16 protein-coding genes and 1 pseudogene are annotated in these 21,064 nt (G+C 66.7%); 9 read left to right on the top strand and 8 right to left on the bottom strand.

Translation table 11 applies throughout. The features are described 5' to 3' along the window. Positions 1-110 precede the first annotated feature (110 nt). From ACIOKD_RS03060 to ACIOKD_RS03045, 4 genes are all read left to right on the top strand, one after another. Complete coding sequence (locus tag ACIOKD_RS03060; RefSeq protein WP_402077331.1) at positions 111-1,451, top strand: class I SAM-dependent RNA methyltransferase; 1,341 nt, start codon at positions 111-113, stop codon at positions 1,449-1,451. A 787-nt stretch (positions 1,452-2,238) separates the two neighbouring features. Beyond that, a complete protein-coding gene (locus tag ACIOKD_RS03055) occupies positions 2,239-2,487 on the top strand; it encodes a hypothetical protein (protein WP_402077329.1) in 249 nt (82 codons plus the stop codon). Between the two features lie 17 nt (positions 2,488-2,504). Beyond that, positions 2,505-3,272, top strand: coding sequence for a hypothetical protein (locus ACIOKD_RS03050; protein WP_402077327.1), 768 nt, complete (start codon positions 2,505-2,507; stop codon positions 3,270-3,272). Between the two features lie 319 nt (positions 3,273-3,591). Continuing rightward, positions 3,592-5,529 (top strand): Shedu anti-phage system protein SduA domain-containing protein, encoded by a 1,938-nt coding sequence (locus ACIOKD_RS03045; RefSeq protein ID WP_402077324.1) that lies wholly within the window; start codon positions 3,592-3,594, stop codon positions 5,527-5,529. 93 nt (positions 5,530-5,622) lie between these two features. Here the strand turns inward: ACIOKD_RS03045 and ACIOKD_RS03040 are convergent. Continuing rightward, positions 5,623-5,922 (bottom strand): annotated as a pseudogene (locus ACIOKD_RS03040) (hypothetical protein); the annotation flags it as partial. Positions 5,923-6,101: 179 nt separating this feature from the next. Here ACIOKD_RS03040 and ACIOKD_RS03035 point away from each other — a divergent pair. Continuing rightward, on the top strand, positions 6,102-6,275 hold the full coding sequence (locus ACIOKD_RS03035) for a helicase associated domain-containing protein (protein WP_402077321.1): 174 nt from the start codon (positions 6,102-6,104) through the stop codon (positions 6,273-6,275). Positions 6,276-6,836: 561 nt separating this feature from the next. Beyond that, entirely contained in the window at positions 6,837-10,631 is a 3,795-nt protein-coding gene (locus tag ACIOKD_RS03030; protein WP_402077317.1) for a DNRLRE domain-containing protein, read from the top strand. 50 nt (positions 10,632-10,681) lie between these two features. On the opposite strand, the gene ACIOKD_RS03025 is transcribed toward ACIOKD_RS03030, so the two are convergent. After that, positions 10,682-11,323: a hypothetical protein gene (locus tag ACIOKD_RS03025; RefSeq protein ID WP_402077314.1), complete on the bottom strand. Its 642-nt coding sequence runs from the start codon at positions 11,321-11,323 to the stop codon at positions 10,682-10,684. Between the two features lie 1,557 nt (positions 11,324-12,880). Here ACIOKD_RS03025 and ACIOKD_RS03020 point away from each other — a divergent pair. The 3 genes from ACIOKD_RS03020 (at position 12,881) to ACIOKD_RS03010 (ending at position 15,054) form a co-directional block, all read left to right on the top strand. After that, a complete protein-coding gene (locus ACIOKD_RS03020; protein WP_402077311.1) occupies positions 12,881-13,474 on the top strand; it encodes a tyrosine-type recombinase/integrase in 594 nt (197 codons plus the stop codon). A 224-nt stretch (positions 13,475-13,698) separates the two neighbouring features. Beyond that, positions 13,699-13,905, top strand: a complete 207-nt coding sequence (locus ACIOKD_RS03015; protein ID WP_402077308.1) for a helix-turn-helix domain-containing protein — start codon at positions 13,699-13,701, stop codon at positions 13,903-13,905. Between the two features lie 60 nt (positions 13,906-13,965). Then, entirely contained in the window at positions 13,966-15,054 is a 1,089-nt protein-coding gene (locus ACIOKD_RS03010; RefSeq protein ID WP_402077305.1) for a tyrosine-type recombinase/integrase, read from the top strand. 62 nt (positions 15,055-15,116) lie between these two features. Here the strand turns inward: ACIOKD_RS03010 and ACIOKD_RS03005 are convergent, their stop codons facing one another. The 6 genes from ACIOKD_RS03005 to ACIOKD_RS02980 all read right to left on the bottom strand — a co-directional run bounded on the left by ACIOKD_RS03005 (position 15,117) and on the right by ACIOKD_RS02980 (position 20,493). Then, positions 15,117-15,368 (bottom strand): hypothetical protein, encoded by a 252-nt coding sequence (locus tag ACIOKD_RS03005; protein WP_402077302.1) that lies wholly within the window; start codon positions 15,366-15,368, stop codon positions 15,117-15,119. Then, positions 15,365-15,973 (bottom strand): hypothetical protein, encoded by a 609-nt coding sequence (locus ACIOKD_RS03000; RefSeq protein ID WP_402077299.1) that lies wholly within the window; start codon positions 15,971-15,973, stop codon positions 15,365-15,367. Before ACIOKD_RS03000 ends, ACIOKD_RS03005 begins: the two co-directional genes overlap by 4 nt. A gap of 89 nt (positions 15,974-16,062) precedes the next feature. Beyond that, entirely contained in the window at positions 16,063-18,324 is a 2,262-nt protein-coding gene (locus ACIOKD_RS02995) for a hypothetical protein (RefSeq protein ID WP_402077296.1), read from the bottom strand. A 54-nt stretch (positions 18,325-18,378) separates the two neighbouring features. Then, positions 18,379-19,194 carry a hypothetical protein gene (locus ACIOKD_RS02990; RefSeq protein ID WP_402077293.1) on the bottom strand — a complete coding sequence of 272 codons (816 nt, stop codon included), beginning with the start codon at positions 19,192-19,194 and terminating at the stop codon, positions 18,379-18,381. A gap of 102 nt (positions 19,195-19,296) precedes the next feature. Further along, entirely contained in the window at positions 19,297-19,956 is a 660-nt protein-coding gene (locus tag ACIOKD_RS02985) for a Crp/Fnr family transcriptional regulator (protein ID WP_402077289.1), read from the bottom strand. 45 nt (positions 19,957-20,001) lie between these two features. Beyond that, positions 20,002-20,493: a hypothetical protein gene (locus ACIOKD_RS02980; RefSeq protein ID WP_402077286.1), complete on the bottom strand. Its 492-nt coding sequence runs from the start codon at positions 20,491-20,493 to the stop codon at positions 20,002-20,004. Between the last annotated feature and the right edge of the window lie 571 nt (positions 20,494-21,064).

The raw sequence follows: 21,064 nt of genomic DNA, 5'->3' as shown, positions 1-21,064 counted from the left end.
TGCCAGCGGCTTGTGGTGAGCGGCCGGGCGGCATCCACGTAGACTGGTGGGCTGTGGTCCGGCCGCTCTGGCCGTTCGTTCCCCCCTTTCGCATCTGGAGTCACCCCGCCATGCAGGCAGAACCGAAGAAAACGCCGGCGGGGTCGCTCGTGGGGCAGGAGTACGAGGTCGAGGTCGGCCCCGTCGCGCACGGCGGGCACTGCGTCGCCCGCAACGACGCCGGCCAGGTCCTCTTCGTACGGCATGCGCTGCCCGGTGAGCGGGTCCTCGCGCGGGTGACGGACGGCGAGGAGGACTCGCGCTTCCTGCGCGCCGACGCGGTCGAGATCCGGGAAGCCTCCAAGGACCGGGTGGAAGCCCCGTGCCCCTACGCGGGACCCGGGCGCTGCGGCGGCTGCGACTGGCAGCACGCCAAGCCGGGTGCGCAGCGGCGGCTGAAGGGCGAGGTCATCGCCGAGCAGCTCCAGCGGCTCGCGGGCCTCACCCCGGAGGAGGCGGGCTGGGACGGCACGGTGATGCCGGCCGAGGGCGACAAGCTGCCCCCCGGCGAGGTGCCCGCATGGCGCACGCGCGTGCAGTACGCGGTCGACGCGGACGGCAACGCCGGTCTGCGCCGCCACCGTTCGCACGAGGTCGAGCCGATCGAGCACTGCATGATCGCCGCCCCCGGAGTCTCCGAGCTGGGCATCGAGAAGCACGACTGGTCGGGCATGGAGTCCGTCGAGGCGATCGCGGCGACCGGCTCGCAGGACCGCATGGTGATCCTCGAACCGAGGCCCGGCGCCCGGCTGCCCCTCGTCGAACTGGACAAGCCCGCCTCCGTCATGCGCGTCGAGGAGCACGACGGCGGCATCCACCGGGTCCACGGCCGCGCCTTCGTCCGCGAGCGCGCCGACGGCCGTACGCACCGGGTCGGCAGCGGCGGCTTCTGGCAGGTCCACCCGCAGGCGGCCGACACCCTGGTCAAGGCCGTGATGCAGGGCCTGCTGCCGCGCAAGGGCGACATGGCGCTCGACCTGTACTGCGGCGTCGGCCTCTTCGCCGGCGCCCTCGCCGACCGCATCGGCGACAAGGGCGCGGTCCTCGGTATCGAGTCCGGCAAGCGCGCGGTGGAGGACGCCCGGCACAACCTCGCCGCGTTCGACCGCGTCCGCATCGAACAGGGCAAGGTCGAGGCGGTCCTGCCGCGCACCGGCATCACCGAGGTCAACCTCGTCGTCCTGGACCCGCCGCGCGCCGGCGCCGGCAAGAAGACGGTCCAGCACCTCACGTCACTGGGCGCCCGCAAGATCGCGTACGTCGCCTGCGATCCGGCGGCGCTGGCGCGGGACCTGGCGTACTTCAAGGAGGGCGGATACCGGGTGCGGACGCTGCGGGCGTTCGACCTGTTTCCGATGACGCATCATGTGGAGTGCGTGGCGATCCTTGAACCGGTGGCGAAGGGCGCCTGACCTGCGGTTTTGCGCGTGCGCGTTATGTGCGGTGTGGGCGTTACGAGCGATATCTTGACGCTGAAATGACGCTCGTGACGCTCATTTGACGCTCGTTCTGATGGGGAGTCAGGCGCCTTGTCGGGCAGGTCAGACCCTGTCGAGGTGGCGAGCGTCGATGGGACGCCGAGGGCTGTCGACGCTGAGCGCAGACCTGCTGAGTCCTGCTGGTCAGTTGTCCAGGAAGACACCAGCGAGCGCCGTGACCTGCCGCGATGGGTGGCTCCGAGCTGCTGACCTGCGTGAACGGCCTTTGGGCTGTTGCGCGTTCAAGCCTGTTGATGCAGCCGGAAGTCCCAGGAGGCTCCCACAGCCCGGTGTCACTCTTTCGGTCCTATGCACAGTGTGTGGGTGGGGTGTGGGCTGGTGTTCGTGCATCGGTGGTCGGCCCTGAACGAACGGCAACGCGTGCTTCTCGAACGGCTCGCGGCCGGAGAGGAGCCCGGGCTCTGGGCGCCGGGTGAATGGCGCTCGGCTTATGCCCTGCGTGATCGCGGGCTCCTGACTATCAGCCGCGGTGGCGGTGACGTACGTATCGAGGTCACTGAGGCCGGACGGTTCTCACTTCGGCATGGTCATCATCCAGACGACCCGGCGTTCGCGGACGTCCGTGTTCACGGGGTGTCCGCCGAACCTGTGGCGTCGGCGAAAAGGGGGGGGCTGGCGCGAGGCCACGAGCCGAAGGCGCAGTCCGCCGCCTTATGGCGAGCGGCCTGTCGCACGCGCTCGACAGGCGAAGGCGCGGGAGTTGATCGAGCGGCTGGTTACCGAGGGGCGTGTTCGCCTTGCCGACCTCGATGACGGCGAGGTTGCGGAATGGCGGCGTGTGGTCAACTACGCGAAGCGACATGGCTTGGAGCCGCAGGGCAAGCGCATCGAGAAGGCGGGCCTCGGCGGGCGTGGGTTGGAGATGCGCCTTGTGGAGGGCCCTCATCCCAATTCACGGAGCCAGCGGCCGAAGGACGACGCGTTGGTGGTCCCGGTCCCGAGCGGCTGAGTTCCCTCCATCCGACCGTGGTTGCGCTCAGGGACGACGAGGGGCAGCTGGTGATTCCGCCGGTGCTCCGTCGCCGGTCGCTCCTGATGCTGCAGGCGTTGGCTGCCGAGGCGGTGCGGCGAGGGTACGAGGTCAGGCGCGGCCGGTTGTACTACTCGCAGTGTGAAGGCGGAGTGGACGTGGTCGTCGACGGCTTCGCGCACGCGGTCACTGTTAGGCAGGAGTTCCCACAGTCCACGAATCCCGAGCGCTCCGCGCGTCTCGTGGCCGAGCTTGACCACGGTCGTTCCGGCCAGTCAGGCCGGCCGGGTCGATGGCGGGATCGAAAGGGCCGGGTGCTTGAGGACGCCCTGGGGTTGATTCTCGGGGAGATCGAGGCGCGAGTCCTGGAAGACGCTCGGCGCAGAGACAGAGAGGAGCAGGCCAAGGCGGAGCGTGCAGTTCGCTGGCGAGAGGTTATGGAGGAAGCGAAGGAGCGAGCGGTTCAGGATCAACTCGCCGAGGTGCTTCGTGAAGAGGCCGAACGCTGGCGGGAGGCCGTCGTGCTTGGTGAGTACTGCACGGCACTGGAACGTCGTCTCGGCGAGCTGGGCGGTGCCATGGATGAGTCGGCTCTGGACTCGGCCCGGCGCTGGTTGGAGTGGGCGTACGGCTACGCGCGGGCGCTCGACCCCTTGACCCGGCTTCCGGGGATGCCGCACACGCGTGAACCGACGCCGGAGGAGCTCGAACCACATGTGAAGGGATGGAGCCCTTACACGCCGGAACGACGAGGCGGACGGTGACTTGGGAGTGAGCATGTCTGTCTGTGGCTGTCGAACACGGTGGCTTCTTCGCCGTAAGCGTCCCCGAGGACCGTGACGGAATGCCGCGGAGCAGAGACGTCGCCATGTGGAGCACTGGATGACGACGTCACCCGCTGAGCCAAGAGATCCGAGAGTCTCAATCGCCCTCCGTGTGAGCCGACGTACGTTCATCCTAGGGGCATGACTCAGGCCGAACCCTTGCTGGCACCGCGTGGTACGCCGAGCATCACGGCGGTGACGCGACGCGACCTCTTTGACTACCTGCGCGGCGAGGGCGGTCCCTGGTGGGGACGGCTCGATGAGATCGACTTCCTGGGGGGGCTTGTACGACTTGGACGGTCTGGCGTCGACGGACTTCCGGTTCACGACGGCGCGTGGCGACATAATCCAGCACCGGATCAACAATCCATTGGACTTGCCGGACGACTGGGTCTTCGAGGACCCACGCTTCCAACTCCTCAATGGTCCCGATGAGGTGCTTCTCGCTTTCCTGGCACGGCTCGTTCATCCGGAGGTTCAGCTTGACGCCGACCAGTCCTCCCGACGAGTCGAGGAGCTGAACCGCCTCCTCGGGCCGGACGGCTGGACGTTCCGTACCTTCGAGTTCCTATCGGGCCGGCCGATTTACACACCGTTCGCCATACAGGCCACGGGCCCGATGGTCTCCCTGCCGCTTGCCGACGACGACACCGGAAAACTCGACCTCGTTCTCGGGCAGACCTACAGCCTCCTCGGCCGCGACGGCGAGGAGGTGGCTCGCGACCTGCTCCGCGCGACCGTCCTGACGCTGCGCGGAGACGGCGGCATTTACCACCCCATGCCCGGTGACCGATGGACGGACGATACGTACGCGGCTGTTCTCACCGTGGATCGCGTGTTGCTGCCCGCGTTCACAAAAGCGGTCACTGACGCGATCTGGCAGCGGCTGGAACCCGTGCTCAAAAGTCTCCAGCGCCAGGATGTTCAGTCGCTTGTGGTCGAAGGCGACCTGGAGCCCCTGCCGGCCGTCCCACCGGACTGGAGGAACCAGACGGCCGACGCCGATCCGCCCATCGCTCGACGTCTCCGCATCGGTCTGGTGACCCCGGAATTCGACGTCACACGGCAGGACTTCTCTGACCTTGAGATCCGCGGCACCGGACTTCCCTACTTTTACGACATCCGCCGAGGTCGTCTGATCACCGAGTTCCTTCTTGACGACCGGCCGCAGGTGGCCACGTTGTGCCACGTCACACTCATCAACAAGGATGGCGTCTTTTCGCCCAGGATCAAACTGTGGAAGAAGGACAAGACCAAGGCTGAGAGGACGGCCGCCATGGTGGCGATTCCCGGCACCGAGGCCCCTCAGATCGTCAAGGCACTCGTTGACACCAGCGATGTCCACGAGAACTTCTGGAAGGTCATCAGCTTCCTCCAGAGCTGTGTCGGGCTGGACATCCCCGGAAGCAGCCTACGGCTGGTCGCCGGCGACGAAGCCGAGTTGGCTCGACTCCTGGCCGACCAGGACCGCACGACGCTCCTCGAAGCCGTCAGGACGGCCGTCGGCGGCGCCCTCACGGAAGAGGACATCCGGCTGATCAGTAACCGCAAGGCGCAACTCCAGCGGTTCAGGCAGTTGTTGAACAACCCGGAGTTCTTCGAGTGGGAGCACGGGGAGGCAGGGCCGGAGGCGGTCTGGCAGGGCTTCTTCGAGGAGAACCCGTGGATCTTCGGGTACGGCCTCAACCTCGTCGCCTGTGGCCCCCTCGACGACGGCAAGCTGGAGCGCATCACGGCCGGCGCCAACATCTTCACAGGGGCAGGAAAACGCAGTGACGCCGTCATGCGCTCCAAGGGCTTCATCAGCAGCCTGCTGTTCTGCGAGATCAAGACTCATAAGACGCGACTGCTGGCCAGTGCGCCATACCGGCCCCCAGACGTCTACCAGGTCTCCAAGGACGTCGTCGGCGCCGTGGCGCAGGTGCAAAAGACCGCGCACAAGGCCCTACGACTGGTCAGCGGTGAACTGCACAGGCACTTTCGGGACGACGGCGCCCCGACCGGCATCGAAATCTCCACCGCCCACCCCCGACAGGTACTGGTGATCGGAAACCTCGGCGAGTTCACCGACGGCGGCGCGGCGAACCCGGAGAAGATCACCTCCTTCGAGCAGTACCGGCGATCTATCCAGGACGTCGAAGTCATTACGTTCGACGAGCTCTACGAACGGGCCTGCTTCATCGTGGAGGACCACTGAGGCGCAATCGACCGCACGGACGAGTGCCCACCACATGCGGTGCTGTCAGTACACGTCGCGGACGTAGCGCTTGTCTGCGGCCAGGCGCCTGACTTACGCGGCGGCTTCGTTGGTGTCCATGCCTCCGTGGGCGGCGGCGATGTCCTTGAGGGCCTGGTCGACGTCTTCGGCCATGCGGCCTGCGTCGCCGCAGACGTAGAAGTGGGCGCCGTCCTGGAGCCACTGCCACAGGCGGGGGCCGTGTTCGCGCATCCGGTCCTGGACGTAGATCTTGTTGCGTTGGTCGCGGGAGAAGGCGAGGTCGAGGTGGCCGGATGCCTGGTATGCCTCCAGGTCCTGACGGTAGTAGATATCGGTGGTTTCGCGTTGTTCGCTGAAGAAGAGCCAGTTGGGGCGATGGGTGCAGTCGGTGCGGCTCGGATGGGACCAGCTTCACGACCATGCAGCAGTTGGATGTGCGAGCAGGTCCTCGGGACCGAGCCCGCGGCTGAGGACGAGAAGCAGCCGCCGCGTCGCACGCAGGCCGACAAATGGGCGAAGAACTACAAAGGCCGCCAAGCAGTTCTACGAGCGTGAGAGACACCCTTCAGGTCCCGAGGAAGCATGTCGAGCGGATCGGTGGCGAGGACCAGGAGGAGTGGGAGCACAAGCTGGGGGCCTGGATCGGGAATCAGCGGAGCAGGGCGGCGACGCTGACGCCGGAGCGGATGGAGAAGCTGTCCGCGATCGGGATGCGGTGGTCGTAATGGCCATCGTCGTCACCGCGGTCGCTGCCCTCGCGGCCAGCTATCTGCTCGGGCGGCTGCGCCCGTGCAGTGGAAGGACGGCTGGGCGTCCGATCAGGAAGAACCCAAGCGGTTACAGCCGCGGTGCAGAGAGCCGATGTCCCGGAGCGGTTTAGCCGAACAGGGCCGGGTGCGGCCGCTATAGGCCGGCGGCAAGCCGGGCCGGCCTGTGCTTGGTCTGCCGCCGCAGCGCTTCTACAGGTCGGCGATGCCCTTGGAGGTGCGGGCGGAGTTGGTGGCGGGGCGGGCAAAGCCTGGGCGACCAGCAGGTCGGGAAGAGGCGAGCCATGTGATGCTACTTACGTTTGAGGCGGCGGACCCTTGGCAGCTCCGCCGCTTCTAGCGCCGCCGACTTTGGCGTGATCATGCTCGGCTGGAAAGTTCATTCACCAAGTGGGTCTCCCTTCCTAGAGTCCCTCCTCGTGCCCTTTTTCGCACAGGAGTTCCATAGGAAGGACGCGGTGCATCGTGCAACAACACCAGAGATCCCGCTTAGCGCCAAGACGCAGACGCCTCGGACACATGGCGGCGATCGCCGCTCTGCTGCTGACCGCGCAGGCCGGTATCGCCCTGACCGGGCAGGCCGTCGCGGCCCCCACTCCGGGTGACGGGGAATCCTCGGTCGGCGGCGTAGAACCCTCGAAGGCGGACATCGAGGCGTCGGACCGGGCCTGGGCCGCCGCGCACGCCAAGGGCTCGCGGGCGTGGGCGCTGGCCGAGGCTGAGCGGACCGGGAAGAAGACCGTCGTCACCGACGAGACGTCGGCGACCACCTACACGGTGGCCAATCCGGACGGCACGCTGACCTCCGAGCTGACCGCCGGTCCGGAGCGGACCTGGCAGGACGGCGCGTGGCGGAAGGTCGACGCCACCCTCACCAAGGCCGCCGACGGCACCATCACCGCCAAGGCACATCCGAACGGGCTGCGGCTGGGCGGCAAGGGCGGCACGCCGCCCAAGTCGCTGCGCGCCGCGCAGGACGCCACAGCCCGGGACCTGGTCACCCTCGGTGCCGGCGACGACCAGGTGACGCTGGGGTGGAAGGGCGGTCTGCCGGAGCCCGAGCTGGACGGTCCCCGCGCCCGTTACGAGAACGCGGTGCCCGGCGCCGATGTCATCGTCGAGGCCACCCGTACCGGTTTCGAGCAGTTCGTGGAGATCGGAGAGCGGCCCTCCGGCGCCTACTCCTACACCCTGCCCGTCAAAGCGAAGGGCCTGAAGGCGAAGGCGAACAAGGACGGCTCGGTCACCTTCACCGACGCCGCCACCGGCGCCGAGCGCGCCGTGATGCCCGCCCCAGTGATGTGGGACTCCGCCGTGGACAAGAGGTCCGGCGAGCACACCAACCGGGTCCGTGTCGCCATGGAGGTCGTCGACAAGGGCGCCGGTGAGATCGACCTGGTCGTCACCCCGGACGCCGGCTTCCTCGCCGACCCGGGCACCCGGTACCCGGTGACCGTCGACCCGTCCACCTCCGCGCTGACCAACACCTTCGACACCTACGTGCAGCAGGGCGAGACCGTCGACTGGTCCAGCGACGTCGAACTCGACCTCGGCAACCCCGGCACCACCAACTCCAACGGCACCCCACGCACCGCACGCTCCTTCATCACCTGGAACACCACACCGATCCAGGACGCGCTGATCGTCGACACCAACCTGTCGCTGTACAACTTCCACTCCGGCAACACCGACTGCAGCGCCCAGAAGTGGACCGTCTGGGACACCACCGCCCCCTCCACGTCCTCGCGCTGGACGTCCCAGCCCACGTGGAATCAGGAGTACCACTCCTCCACGGAGACCAAGGGCAACCCGTCCTGCACGGCCACTCAGCCGGACGGCTGGATCAACGCCGACGTCGACGCCCTCGTGCAGACCTGGGCCTCGGCCAAGGCCACCCGCGGTCACATGGGCCTGCGCGCCGCCACCGACTCTACCGACGCGTGGAAGCGGATCAACTCCGCGAACGCCACGGCCAACCAGCCCAAGCTGTCGGTGACGTACAACTACCGTCCCTCCGACGGCACGAACCGTCAGGCGGGCGGCCCGTTCCGGTCGTACGCGGGGGTTTGGGCGGTGAACACCACCACCCCGACCCTGCGGGACACCTTCACCGACCCGGACGGTGACACCGTCAACGGCACCTTCCAGGTCTACGACGCCGCCACCAACACCCCGATCACCACGCCGGCGGGTGAGGGGCTGCTCGTCTCCGCCTTCGTCGCCTCGGGCACGCCGGCGTCCGTCACCGTACCGGCCGGCCAGCTCCGGGACGGCAAGACCTACAAGTTCCGCACCAACCCCTACGACGGCACCCATTACAACCTGAGCTGGTCCGGCTGGACCCAGTTCGTTGTCGACACCACCGCACCCGGCGAGCCGGCCTCCATCACCTCCGCCACCTACCCGGAGAACTGGGGCGGCGGCGGCGCCGGCGTCGTGGGCACCTTCGACGTCGCGACCGGCGACGCGTCCCCGTACGAGGTGCAGTACCGCCTCGACCCCTACGAGGACGACGCCGCGGACTACGGCTGGTCATCCGTACGCACCACCACGCCGACCGGGTCCGGCAGGGCCGTGGCGCCCGAAGCCTCCTACACCGCGACCCCGGCCGCCGACGGCAACCACCTGACGCAGACACGCACTGTGGACCGGGCGGGCAACGTGGGACCGATCAAGGACTACGGGTTCACCGCCGGGAACCGGAACTACAACCGCGCCCAGAAGGTGGACATCAAGCTCCCCGTGCTCGACACGGCCTCCGTGGACCCGGTGCTGACAGATGCCCCGCAGCCGCCGCCTGCCCACCCGGACGACGGGAACATCGCGTGGAAGGGCTGGGAGCCGCGAACCTTCGACAGCGGCGGCACAAGGGTGACCGTCACCCCGCTGCAGGAACGCTCGCTGGAGGGGACCCGTAAGGCAGCGAAGGAAGCCGCTCAGCGGGACAAGACCCGGGCGCCCGACTACCCGGACCCGATCATCAAGGGTGACTGGTGCCAGCCCTCTCTGTACGGCGAAGCGCAGAAGTCGCTGATCACACGCAATGAGGCGTGCCTGTTCTTCGGCCTGGATTTCACCGCGACATACAGCTGGAACGGCGTCCCGGTCGCCGAGCATCACGCATCCTTCGAGGTCGCTTACCAGGTCAAGACCGACCCGAAGAACGGCGACATCAAGACGTGGATCCAGATCAACCCCATCTTCAACGACTTCCCCGGGCATGACGAGTCGGTGCTGCTCGGTGCGGGAAGCGAGGATGCGTACATCGACTCCATGTGCTTCAGTGCTGCCTGCGAGGGAGCCGTGGACAGCAGGGACGTGAGGAACTTCGACTTCTACAACGACCTGAGCTGGAAGGGCGGCGGCGACAGTCAGCCGGTCGACACCCACATGGCCACGGGAACGGCCAGCCACAAGTGGGACGGTTCGGTCAACAGCGCCACCGGTTCCCGGGACATCGACCTGTCGAAGGGGCTCCCGGTCTGGTTCATCGGCCAGTTCGACACCTACTACGAGCCGGCCGAGGGCAAGAAAGACGACACCTTTCACACTCCGTTCCGCTCTCCGCGCATCGACGTGCGCTGCGACAAGGTCACGGCGAACGGCGCCGACCCCGGCTGTGTGCTGCCGCAGTACTTCCCTCAGTACAAGTTCAACACCGGCAAGTACCCGGCCGCCGCGGCGCATGCCTGGCTGATCCAGAACAAGTCGAAGGTCAAGGGAAGCGGCAAGAACCGCTCCGATCCACTGACCTATCTGCCGCCCCAGAAGCGAAACGCGACCGGCTATGACACTGATAACAACCGGGAAAAGGTGATGTGCTCCAAGTCCCGGTCCAAGCGCACAGACGGATGGGTTCCCAGCAAGCCGTTCCTCAAGCACCCCTGGACGGCCCTGCACCCGGAGATCACCGAAGGCGCCGCTGAAGGGATCTCCTGCGATGAGTTCCCGTTCTCCTCCACCTACCAATCCCCCGGCACGCCCAAGGTGAACGGCGGGATGAACACCGCTGGTGCGAACGGTGGCGGCGAGTGCATCCAGACCGTTGCAGCCAAGACCGACGACGGCAGTGAACACCTGCTCGATGACACCCGTTACGACGCCCCGACGTTCGCGGAAAACTGCGGCCGGTCGTCGATGTCGCTGAAGGTCAACTCCGGATCGATGAACAAGTTCGGGTTCACCGATCCGACATTCATCAAGACGTTCCGGGTTCTGGACGGCGACGCCTACACCCTCGACCCGGGCAATGCCTGGTTCAAGGCGTGTGACCCGTCCAAGGCCACACTGGTCTGCACGATGGCCAAGCCGTAGCAAGTAATCCTTGACGGTCCCCGCCCGGATCCGGGCGGGGACCGCTTTGGTCAGTGAACCGGGCTCCAGTGCTCCGCGGCATCCGTCAGCCAGGACCCCTGAGGACGGTCCCAGATCAGGCAGCCCCACACGACGCCGGGCACATCGGAGCCCATCAGGTTCGCAGGGCCTACGTTCAGCGTGCGGTGAACGCTCTCCAGGTAGACGGCCATCGACGGGTAATCGGGCGTGCCGGCCGGGTTGTCCTCGAACGACCACTTCCCGACACCACGGGCGCCGATGTAGGAGCCCTGCAGTGGAGCGTCCTCGTCGTCCCCCGTGAGCCAGGGAACCACCTCGGCGCCCCAGAAGTCCTCCGTCCCAGGCCCGGGAAGGCGCGGCCCCAGCGCCTTGGACGGCGACAGAAGCAGCCCGTCCGGGAAGAACGCCCCGGAGAAGACCTCGCCCTGCTCGTCGGCATCGATGTCCTGGTGCTCCACACCACCGCACAGTCGCCACAACTGCCGAAGTTCAGCGGGAAGTTCAAAGCCGAGGCGTTCGCGGAGAAGAGTATCGGCGCGCTCGATCTCAGCCTCGGACGCGGGCGGCAGGAGTGAGGCGTGCGAGAGGGGTGCGTGTTCGGCGAGCCATGCGGTGATGTTCCGCCAGGCCGCCTCGACGCGGGCGGGGTCGGTGTTCTGTTCGACAGGCATGCGGGCAACCGTAGTGCAGGGCGATGGACGGGACGACTGCCTCATGGTCGGTTCGGAGGTACCGGTGCGGACCTGGCGAAACCACGGTCCCGGCGCGGCCGACGGCCCTCACCACTGGACCGACCCGGCAGTCACAGCCGTCGGCGTGAGCGGCATTCGCGCGAGAGGCACTGTGCATGAGGTGCCGTTCGCCTCGACGTATGAGTCCGTCCGCGGCCCGTCGCCGCGGGCAGGAAGACCCCGGCTGGCAGCACGTTCACTTCGGCGTCCGTCTCCGCGGCCGACAGCTCAGCCAGCACCTTCGAGACGGTCTCCCGCGTGATCTCCAACCGCGACAGGTTCACTTGAGTAGCCTCCTGCCTGAGCGCCGACTCCGCGGCCTCTGCCCGCAGTTCCCCGGCCCGCCGCCGAGCCGCGGCCTCCCGTGCCTCGAGCTCCTCCGGCAAAGACACCATGGCGCCCCACCTCCACTCTGCAACGGTAGAGGGAAGTCGCAGTCTCGCGCCCTGTCAACCAGCGTCTTCCCGGGGCAGTCACCCCTGAAGGGCAGCACACCCGAATCTGTTGGCGCTGACGCGACGGGAGTGTGAGGCTGCCGTCCCAGGGCACCGATGAAGAAGGCCCAGATGATGCACGACGCGGCACTCAAGCAGCTCAGCCGCCTTGCGCGAGAAGGCATGTCGGATCCGACCGCCTCATTTCAGGCCGGGCTGGACGCCCTGATCACCGGCGTTGAGAGCCCTTCACTCGCCATGCCGGCGGGACTCCTTCGCGCAGCGAGGAGCCCGAAGCACCCGAGATCCGAGGGGCCCCTCACTCCACCAGCACCGCGGGGTGCTGCGGCAAGCCGGAGCCGTCTACCAGTTCCGACACATCGAGTTTCAGCGGTATCTTGCGGCAAGCTCGCGACAACGGTGAAGCGCGACGGGTGGGCCACCGTTGCCGGCTCCGGCTGATGTTTCTGCGTGGGCACGGGCGAGTACGCGCAGCCCGACCCTGTGACATGTGATGAAGCGTCAGACATGGAGTGGCGTGGCGCGGCGCACCTGGATCGGATGGAGAAATTGAGCACAACTCTCACCGACCGTGACGGCTCCCTATGATCGCTGCCAGATCCCGAATGACGACGTCAGAGCCAAGTGAAGGCATCTGCGAACTGACACAAGGAGTACGCAATAGAGCAGGCGCTTAGAAGGCGCCTGCTCTATTCCTCTTGGCGTCGGCAATCAGTCGAGCGCGTTGGTAGGCACGCTCCTCCGCGACGCAGGGGCGGGCTGATTCGCTGACGGCAGACGCATTAAGTGCGCAATGGATTGGAACAGCGCGGCGAAGCAAGCAAACCTAGAACGGTCCGGAAGAGCGCTGTCACGCCCCGCTACGCGTGCATACATCTTGACGTCGGGAGTGTAGCGCCGGGCGCAACATAGCCGACGATCGCCGGTTGGCCAAACCGGCGAACCCGTAGACCATTGCATTTGCCAGGGGACGCCTGTACGTCCCGATTTTCCGTGTTAGGGGTCAAGTAGCGTGCCGCATCCTGCAATAGACGAATCGGCCATGCTTTCTTCGGAGCAGATACGCTCCTTGCTGAGCTGGGTGCGGGAAAACACGGAGGCGCAGAGCGCTGTGTACCCGTTCCTGGCCTCCATCGAGAAGGCGGCCTTGCTTCCTGGTGAGGCGACCGCTCTTCGAGTGGACGATTTGATGCTTCCGGATGGCCGGGTCGGTGAACTGCTGATCCGTGCCGGTGAAGGTCGGAAGGCGCCCGTCGGTCCTCGGCTCGCCGATCTGCTGAAGGAGTGGATCAGCAGCGCAGGTCTGAAGCCAGGTGATCTCCTCTTCCCCGGTAAGAGCGGTGCACCGCTGTCGTCTTCGGCGTATCGGCGGGTGTGGAAGCAGGCTCGCGAGGCCGTTCTTAGCCCGAACGAAGTGGAAGTGGGTCTGGGGAAGCACGTCGCCAGCCTGCGCGATTTCCGTGTGGCGACGTGGCTCACAGCGGACATACCGCCGTGGGCCGTTGCCGAGTGGGTCGGCATGACCGCGAACTGGGTGGCCGTGCGTTACCCGCACTGTTTTCGCACGGGGCGTGCCGAGATTGACTGGGACTACCTGGCCGAGGTACTGGCACTTCCGGACGTGTCCACGTCGTAGTTCTCGCCCCGCGCTCTGGCTGTTTCCAGAGCGCGGGTGCCTTGAATTTTCCTGATAAACGTCGCTGGCCTTTACCCCAACGGCGTTGTCACGAGCACAACCACTCTCCCTGACTCGGTCTCACTGCCCTGACGAGGCTGGTTGACCTTCGTATCTGGACCGGTTGATGGTCCGGCTGTCGACTCGTCGGGCGTCCATCTCCCCACACCTTCAAGGACCCACCCATGCCCGCCCGCCTGCTGTCCATTCCCGCCGTTGCTGCCGCCCTCGATGTCGACCGCCGAACCGTCTACCGATTCATCGCCGCTGGCGACCTGCCTGTCATTGACCTCCGTACCGGTCCAGGGCGGTCCCGCGTGCGGGTCCCGGCTACCGGTCTCGACGAGTTCATCACCCGCCGCACCGTCGTATCGCCGGCAGCACGCCGCTGACCCTGGCCGTTGCGGCCCCGTCACCGTTGAACAAGGAGTAGAGCCTCGTACATCCGCAAGTTGAAGTCCGGCAACTGGCAGGCCACCGTACGCAACCGGGCAGGAGACCGGTTCAGCGAGTCCTTTCCCCTCAAGGCCCAGGCACGCGCCTGGGGCATCGAGATGGAGACCCAGTTCGCCCGCGGCGGACTGCGCGATCCGCGGGTCGGCGAAACGGCGTTCCGAGACTGGCACGACCGCTGGTGGAACGCTCGCATCGTCGAGCCCCACACCCTGCGGGGCGATGCCTCCAGCATCAAGAACCACGTCATGCCCTACTGGGCCGACTGGGAGATGCGGGCCATCACCCGCATGGACATCCAGAGCTGGATCCGGGCCCTGGTCGAGAAGGGCGCAGGGGCCGCCGCGATCAAGCGGGCCTACAACCTGACGTCCTCCATCATGCGCGCGGCCGTCGACGACGACGTGATCGCGGTGTCCCCCTGCCGCAGCATCGACCTACCGACCATCGCGGTCAAGCCGCCGCAGTGGTTCACGCTCGACCAGGCCCAGAGCGTCTTGGACGAACTCCCCGCCGCGTGGCGGACAATGTGCCTGCTCGGCTTCTATACCGGGCTGCGTTGGGGCGAACTCTCCGGTCTGCACCGCCACCGCATCGACACGCGTTGCTCGCGCCTGTTCGTGGTGGAGGTCAATACCAACAGCGGCATCAAGGAGTACCCCAAGAGCTCCAGGAGCCGCAGAGAAGTCCCGCTCCCACCCCACGTCCTGGAGGCGCTTGAGCACCACATCCACAGGCTCCACCGGGACGCCGTGGTCTTCACCACTGTCACCAAGGGCCGTACCGGACGCCTCCTCGCCGACAGCAACCGGCGCCGGCAGACCTGGTGGCCCGCCGTCGGAGGCGCCTGCTACTTCGACAGCGACGGCGAGCAGCAACTCGTCCCGCACTATCCGCCACACTCGATGCGTCACACCTGCGCTTCTTGGCTGGTCCAGAAGGGAGTCTCGCTCTACGAGGTCCAGCACCTCCTCGGTCACGAGAGCTTCCAGACCACCCAGCGCTACGCCCACCTGCAGCCGGACGCCCACAAGGCTGTCCTTGGCGCTTGGGAGCGTCTGGACGCTCCGCTGAGCATTGCTGCATAAACCTTCTTGCGCCCTGTCCTTCGTGGACAGGGCGCAGGTGCTTGCGTAGTGCAGACGCAGGGTCAGGGGCGCTGGTCGGTCGGCTTGTCGTTCCTGGGCGGGATGAGGGCTGCCCGGGCGCTGGACGCCTGGTCGGGTGGCGTGGTGGCTTGGTGGCCGTGGAGTCGGTAGACCATTTCGTCGGGACAACGGTCGAGGCGGGCTTGGCGCCACGCGGCGTCGTACGACAGGGTGGTTGTGCTGCGCCGTTGAATGGCCAGGGCCCGAAGGCTGGTGAGGGGGGCCAGCAGCGCCCGCCACAGGACGAGCTTCATGGATGCGCCCTTCGCGACGCCCCGTCGGACCCGGATATGTCCATCGGCGCGATGCCGCTGGGCAGGCTGCCGCCGTTGAGAGCCTTGAGGGAGTCGGACAGCACGAGCATGGCCTGCTGTCGCTTCTCGATGTTCGTGAACCCTTGGCCGACTTGCTCCCATTGCTGCAGGAGTGGGAACCACCAGCGGTCGCAGGAGCAGATCAGGCGCGCGAGGCGCTGGAGTTCGGCAACATGCTCGTCGCCCAGGACACCGGGGGCGTGGTGTTCAAGTTGGTCCAGGACGACGAGGTCCGGGTGATCGTAGAGGTTCTTCTTCAGGAAGCGCAGGCGGCGGATGCGCTGCTCGTCTGCCGCCCGCTGTGCCAGTAGCTCCTGCGCTGTGCTGGGCAGACTGAGAGCCGCGTGGGTGTTCAGCAAACGGTAGTTCGGGGCGCGGCGAGGCAGACAACCGAGGGCGGCGTTGACAGCGTCCTGTGCGGCGGGCACGTCCGAGGCTTGCAGGCGCGCCGCCGTCTCGAGCGCCGTGGCCTGCACGGTGGCACGTACTGTCTCCTCCACCTTGGGAGGCACCCGCCAAAGCGGTCGCCAGGTGATTGTGTACACGGCGTCGAAGGTGATGCCGTCGGTAGCGCTGGGCAGCAGACGCGGCTGGGCAGACCTACTTGTACGGACTGCGCGGCGCAATGGCCACCTCATGCGAGGTTCGTTTCGAGCGGGAAGACCGTGCGTAGACGGCTGTCGACGAGGTGGTTGTGGAAGTCGTCGGCCACGCTGACGCCCTCAACGGTGGAGATGCCGCGCAGTTCGTTCATGAACCTCCAACTGGCCGAGAACATGTTGTGGCCGCGCAGCGCCGGCAGGAGCTGGTCGCGCAGCTGCGTGTAGGCGCTGGGATCGTCGGCACAAGTACGGATCCAGGCTGTCAGACGCGAGATGACCTCGGCGGCGGTCTCGGAAGAGGACAGCAGGTCATGGACGGCACGCTGTACGTCGATGTCCGTGGGAGGGGAGCCCACGAGCCACGGCGTGCCGTCGTGGTGGACGGTCATCAATGCGAGGAAGGCCAGTGCGCCGCTGCGCGCGGAGGAGACCTTGCCCTGCTGCCAGCTCTGGACCTCACCGGCCAGTCGCTGGGCGATGGTGGGGTGTGGGACCAGAGAGTCGAAGGCAGCCTGGACTTGGCTGACTACGGTGGGGTCGGTGTTCTTGTGCGCGACGCGGCGCAGACGCACCATTGCCCGCTTGGCCAGAGATGTGGCGACAGAGGCGTCCTCCAGGATGCGTCGGCACAGTGCAATCACGGCGGGCGCGTAAATCTCTTTCTCCGCCCACCCGTACAGCGCTTCCCACGCCAGTCGTCCGACGTGTTCGTTGCGCACGGCGCTTTCCATGACCGCGCCGAGCATCTTTGGCTGACTGCTTCCGACGAGGCCGCCCAGTGTCGTGAGGTAGTCCACCGATCCGTGCCGCACGGTGAGCTCGGCCAGTGCAGCCACTGCGTGGTCTTCCGGATCGGGGCTTTGAGCTGTCGCGACGAGCCAGGTCAGCAAGGGCTCACGCATGACGTCGTAGTTGTCCCAGACGTACTCCAGCACCGCGCGCCCATAGGCGGGCCGGTCGAAGACCACGGTGTCCTGCAGGTCGACTTGGCCCCCGACATCCTGGATTCGTCGGCGCATTCCCCGTCCGGCCAGCGCACTGAGGGTCGGCGAGAATCCTGTTGCTGCGTCGGGAGTGTCGGGGGAGTCCCCGATGGCTTTCAGTAGAGCGGCTGCACTGCGCGCGACGACGGGCATGGGTGCGGACTGCTGCACTGCCAGGGCCAGCAGCAGACAACGGTCGTCCACGGTGAGTGAGGGGTTGTCGTGGGTGTGTAGGCTGCTCATCTCGCCGAACCGGCTGTCGAGTTCACCGCGCCAGTCGGTCAGCGCCGCGATGATGCGTCCCTCCAGGGCGGCTGGGCTTCCACCCTCGCCGTCTGCCTGCACTCGCGACTGCTGGGAGCTGGCGTGGATGTGTTCCTTCCAAGCCGTCACGGCGGCGTGCGCGGCCCGCACCGCGGCTACCGCCGTCAGTCCGCGCAAGGAAGCGGTGGCCTTGGGGAGGGACCGCAGCGATGTGACCAGCTGTCCGTAGCCGTAGGCGTCCAGATGCGCCTTGACCACTTCCTGGGCATCGGGCGCCTCGTGCAGACGAACCACTTGGATGCCATCACGATCGCTGAGGCGGTGATCCTTCCAGAGGTCCGGTGCCACGGTCAGCGCCAGATAGGAACGGCAGCCCTGGAGGTGAGTGGCGTATTCCGACAGTGCGTTCAGGAAGTCGGCCGATACCTGGTCGTTCTCCGGATGCTTGAGGTCAAGTTGGTAGGCGTGCGCCTTCTCCAGAGGCAGGCGGCCCTTGCTGGGGGTCTTCCAGTCCGCGTCCAGCTTGACCACGGTGGTGTTGGCAGCAGTGTGCTCGGCGAGAAGGCGCAGTGCGAGGGTCGTCGAGCCGCAAGAGCGGGGCGCGATGATGATGATCACGGATTGGTGGGGGCGGCCGGTAGTGGGATTGACGATCTGCTCCCAGATCGTGTCCCAGTGTGAGCTGCGAACAAACGGCTGAGCGAGTAGTCCCTCTCGACTTTGTTCGACGCCCTCCAGTAAGTCCTGCGTTCGGGTCTCCAGGATCAGCTGTTCGATGACGTTGGCGACGACGTCGGCGTCCCCGTACAGGTGTGTGGCTGCACCGGCGGTTTCGTGCAGTCGTGGCGCGGGCTGGACAGCCCCCGGCGGCGGGGGAGCCGGGGCGGGGGATGGGCTGTCGGGGTTCGCGTCCGGCCGATCGGGAGCGCCGGTGCCCGGACGCAACCGATGCAGCCAGCTGCCGGAGCCGTTGGACTGGTTCTCACCGGCTTCGCTGGTCGGCGGGGTGGTGTCGGAGGGGGTGGGGTCGAACGGCACGTCAGGCATACGGGTGCTCCAGGGTGATTGTGGGGAGACGGGAAGGGCTAGCAGCCGTGTGTCTCACCGCTGGCGACGGTCGATCCGCAGGTTCTCGATGCGATTGGCGATCGTGGGGTCGCTGACCCGACCGTGGAACTGGAACGTGCCGCCGCTGTCGGCAACCGGTGCCGTCGGCGCGTGGCTCGGCTGCGCGGTAGGGGAGGGTGCAGAAGCCGGTGATGCGGCATCGGTGAGGTAAGGGCGTACGGCAGGGCCGGTCAGGCCCGGCACGTGAATCCGGCAGGGCTGCTCGAAGCCGGGCTTGTCGCTGACGCGGGCAACCGTCTCAAGGAAGTGGTGCGGGCTCAGATCCGGCGTGCGTCCCGCGTGCACGGTGCGCTGGAAGACGACCTCGGAGAGCGCGGCCGCGAGGAAGGCGCCGCTGTCCTTCGCGGCGGAGAGTGCTTGGCGGGTTGCCTGGCTGTCGAGCAGCCGGGCGGTCTCGTTGATGGCAGTACCGCGGTGGTGGGGCAGGGACAGCGGCCCGACGTGCACGCTGGCCCGCAGCCGCAGGTGCGGACTGCTGGCCAACCTCTGCCGTTCATAGCGCACCAGCGCCGCATTCAGCCGGCCCAGCAGCGGGTCCACGAGCCGGGCCAGCACCGAGGGCGGGAACAGCAGGATCGCTCCGTCGCCGCTGTCCTTGTAGCCGCCGGGGAAATCCTGCGGGGCAGGCAGATGGCACTCGGCGAGCACGTTCGCCACGATGTCGTCCACGTCGCACCGCGTGGCGGCCATCTTCGCCTCGGGGATCTGACTGTACTTCTCCATGTCGATCGCCACGAGGGCGAGTTCAGCGGGCACGTCCAGGGGCTCTGCGTGCAGCGGCGCATCCATCGGGCACCGTCCTTTCAGCACAGGCGGTCAGGGGAGTGCCCATGCTGATCGGGCGGGACGGCCGCCGCTGCCCAGCAGTGGGCACGGCTGAAGTGCGGCCCGTCACGCCTGCGTACGTGCGTGCGACTGAATCGAATGGATGTCGCGAACAAGGAGCCCGCCACCAGAGGTGGTGCGGACCCAGTCCTGCTCGCGCCACGGCTTGAGCGCGTTGACCACCCCGTTGCGAGAAGCCCCGATCATCTGAGAGAGCTCCGTCTGTGTCAGACGGACGGCGAGATCCGAGGCAGAAGAGGACGCGGCATCGACCAGTCGCGACAAGGCCGATGCCAGACGCAGCGGAACCGACGCTGTGGCCAGTTCGAGCCGGACGGCCTCCGACTCCCTGACGCGGGCAATGGCATGGCGCAGCAGAGGAGCGAGCAGGTCATGCTCGTCGACAAAGGTGAGAAAGGCGGGGGCCGGAATGATGTGGATGTGGCAGGGCTCGGCGGCAATGACTGTGGCGGTGCGCGGCTGAGAGTCCAGAACCGCCAACTCTCCAAGCAGCTCACCGGCGCCGCGCACGGCGAGCAGTGTCTTTTCCCCACCGGTCCCGGCCAAGGTGATCAGCGTTGACCCGGATTCCAGCACGATGACATGTGTTGCCGCATCTCCTTGGCGCAGCAGCACACTTCGAGCGGGACGGATGCGCTGCGGTGCCAGCGCCCTCAGGCGGACCCATAACGCGTTACCGATCACCATGGCATGCGGCTGATACATACGTCCCCCTGCTGCGCGGCCCCGACACACACTGAGGCGATCTTCTCAATTAACCGGAAAGCAACTCAACAGGCATATTCCAGCCATTAGAAGAGCTGCCAGGGCAAAATCCACGGCCAGGCGGGCCGCGCGCAGCTTTCTGTCCGCCAGCCGGGCAAGAACCCGCAAGCGACGTGCCTCGACGTGTTGTTCAAGCTCCCCAGGCGCAGCTGCACTCACGCCGGACCTGAGGGGTACGACTGCCTCGGCCAGCAGTTCGGCTCGCAATCCTGCCCCTGGGACCACGGGTCGCAGCACGAGCAACGCAGCCCCTATTGCGAACAGCAGCAACAGGCACATCAGTACTAGGGAGAAAACCCCGATGGGGGGCAGGCCGTCCGTACTCGACAGTACGGCGACCCCTGCAGCCAGCAGTCCACCGGCTATTCCACACAACGCCGTTGCTTTGGTATCCGCCCGCTGCACTTCGACGAAGGCGCGTTCGGCGTGCGCTTGCAGCCGCTGAATCACTGTCGGAATGCCCCATGGCTCCTGCATATCGACCTCGTCCTCCGCTACCGCCGCGTGCTTGTCATGGCAGTAGCCAGCCTGCTCGCGGAGGCCAAGGAGTGTTGCCTATCGCAGGGCACGAGGAGCGCTGGTTCCCTCACTCCTCGGCTGTGCGAACGCGGTAGTCGTAGAGGTGGGTTGTGTCTGTGCCACGACGTCATGTCCGCAGAGAGGTGCGCTCGCAGCATGTCTGCGGCTTGTCGCTCTACAGCGGCGAAGACTTTGCCTTACGTTGCCGTCGAGCTCATGAGTTGCGCCCCCGACAAGGTTCTCTGGCCAGCATTCGCCCGCAGATCTCTTGGCTAAGCGCGCCGCAACCGTCAAGTGATCATGTGTGGCGACGATCAGGCGAATCCGCCCTTGCGGGTGGGGTCAGAACTGACTCCAAAACCGGGCGTAAAGAGATCCTGACCTGCGGTTTGGTGCGTACACATTGCGCGAGGCGCGGGCGCTGACGTTCTCGATCGGTGCCGGTTGGCTGGCTCTCCGTTACCGATTCACCACGAAAGGCGCGCAGTACGTGCGAAAATCCCACCGGTCGATCATCACCGTGGAGAGT

The sequence above is a fragment of the Streptomyces sp. NPDC087844 genome, from assembly GCF_044742785.1.
Taxonomy (GTDB): Bacteria; Actinomycetota; Actinomycetes; order Streptomycetales; family Streptomycetaceae; genus Streptomyces.
Note: the sequence above shows the minus strand (reverse complement) of the source record. Positions and strands in the feature narration are given on the sequence as shown.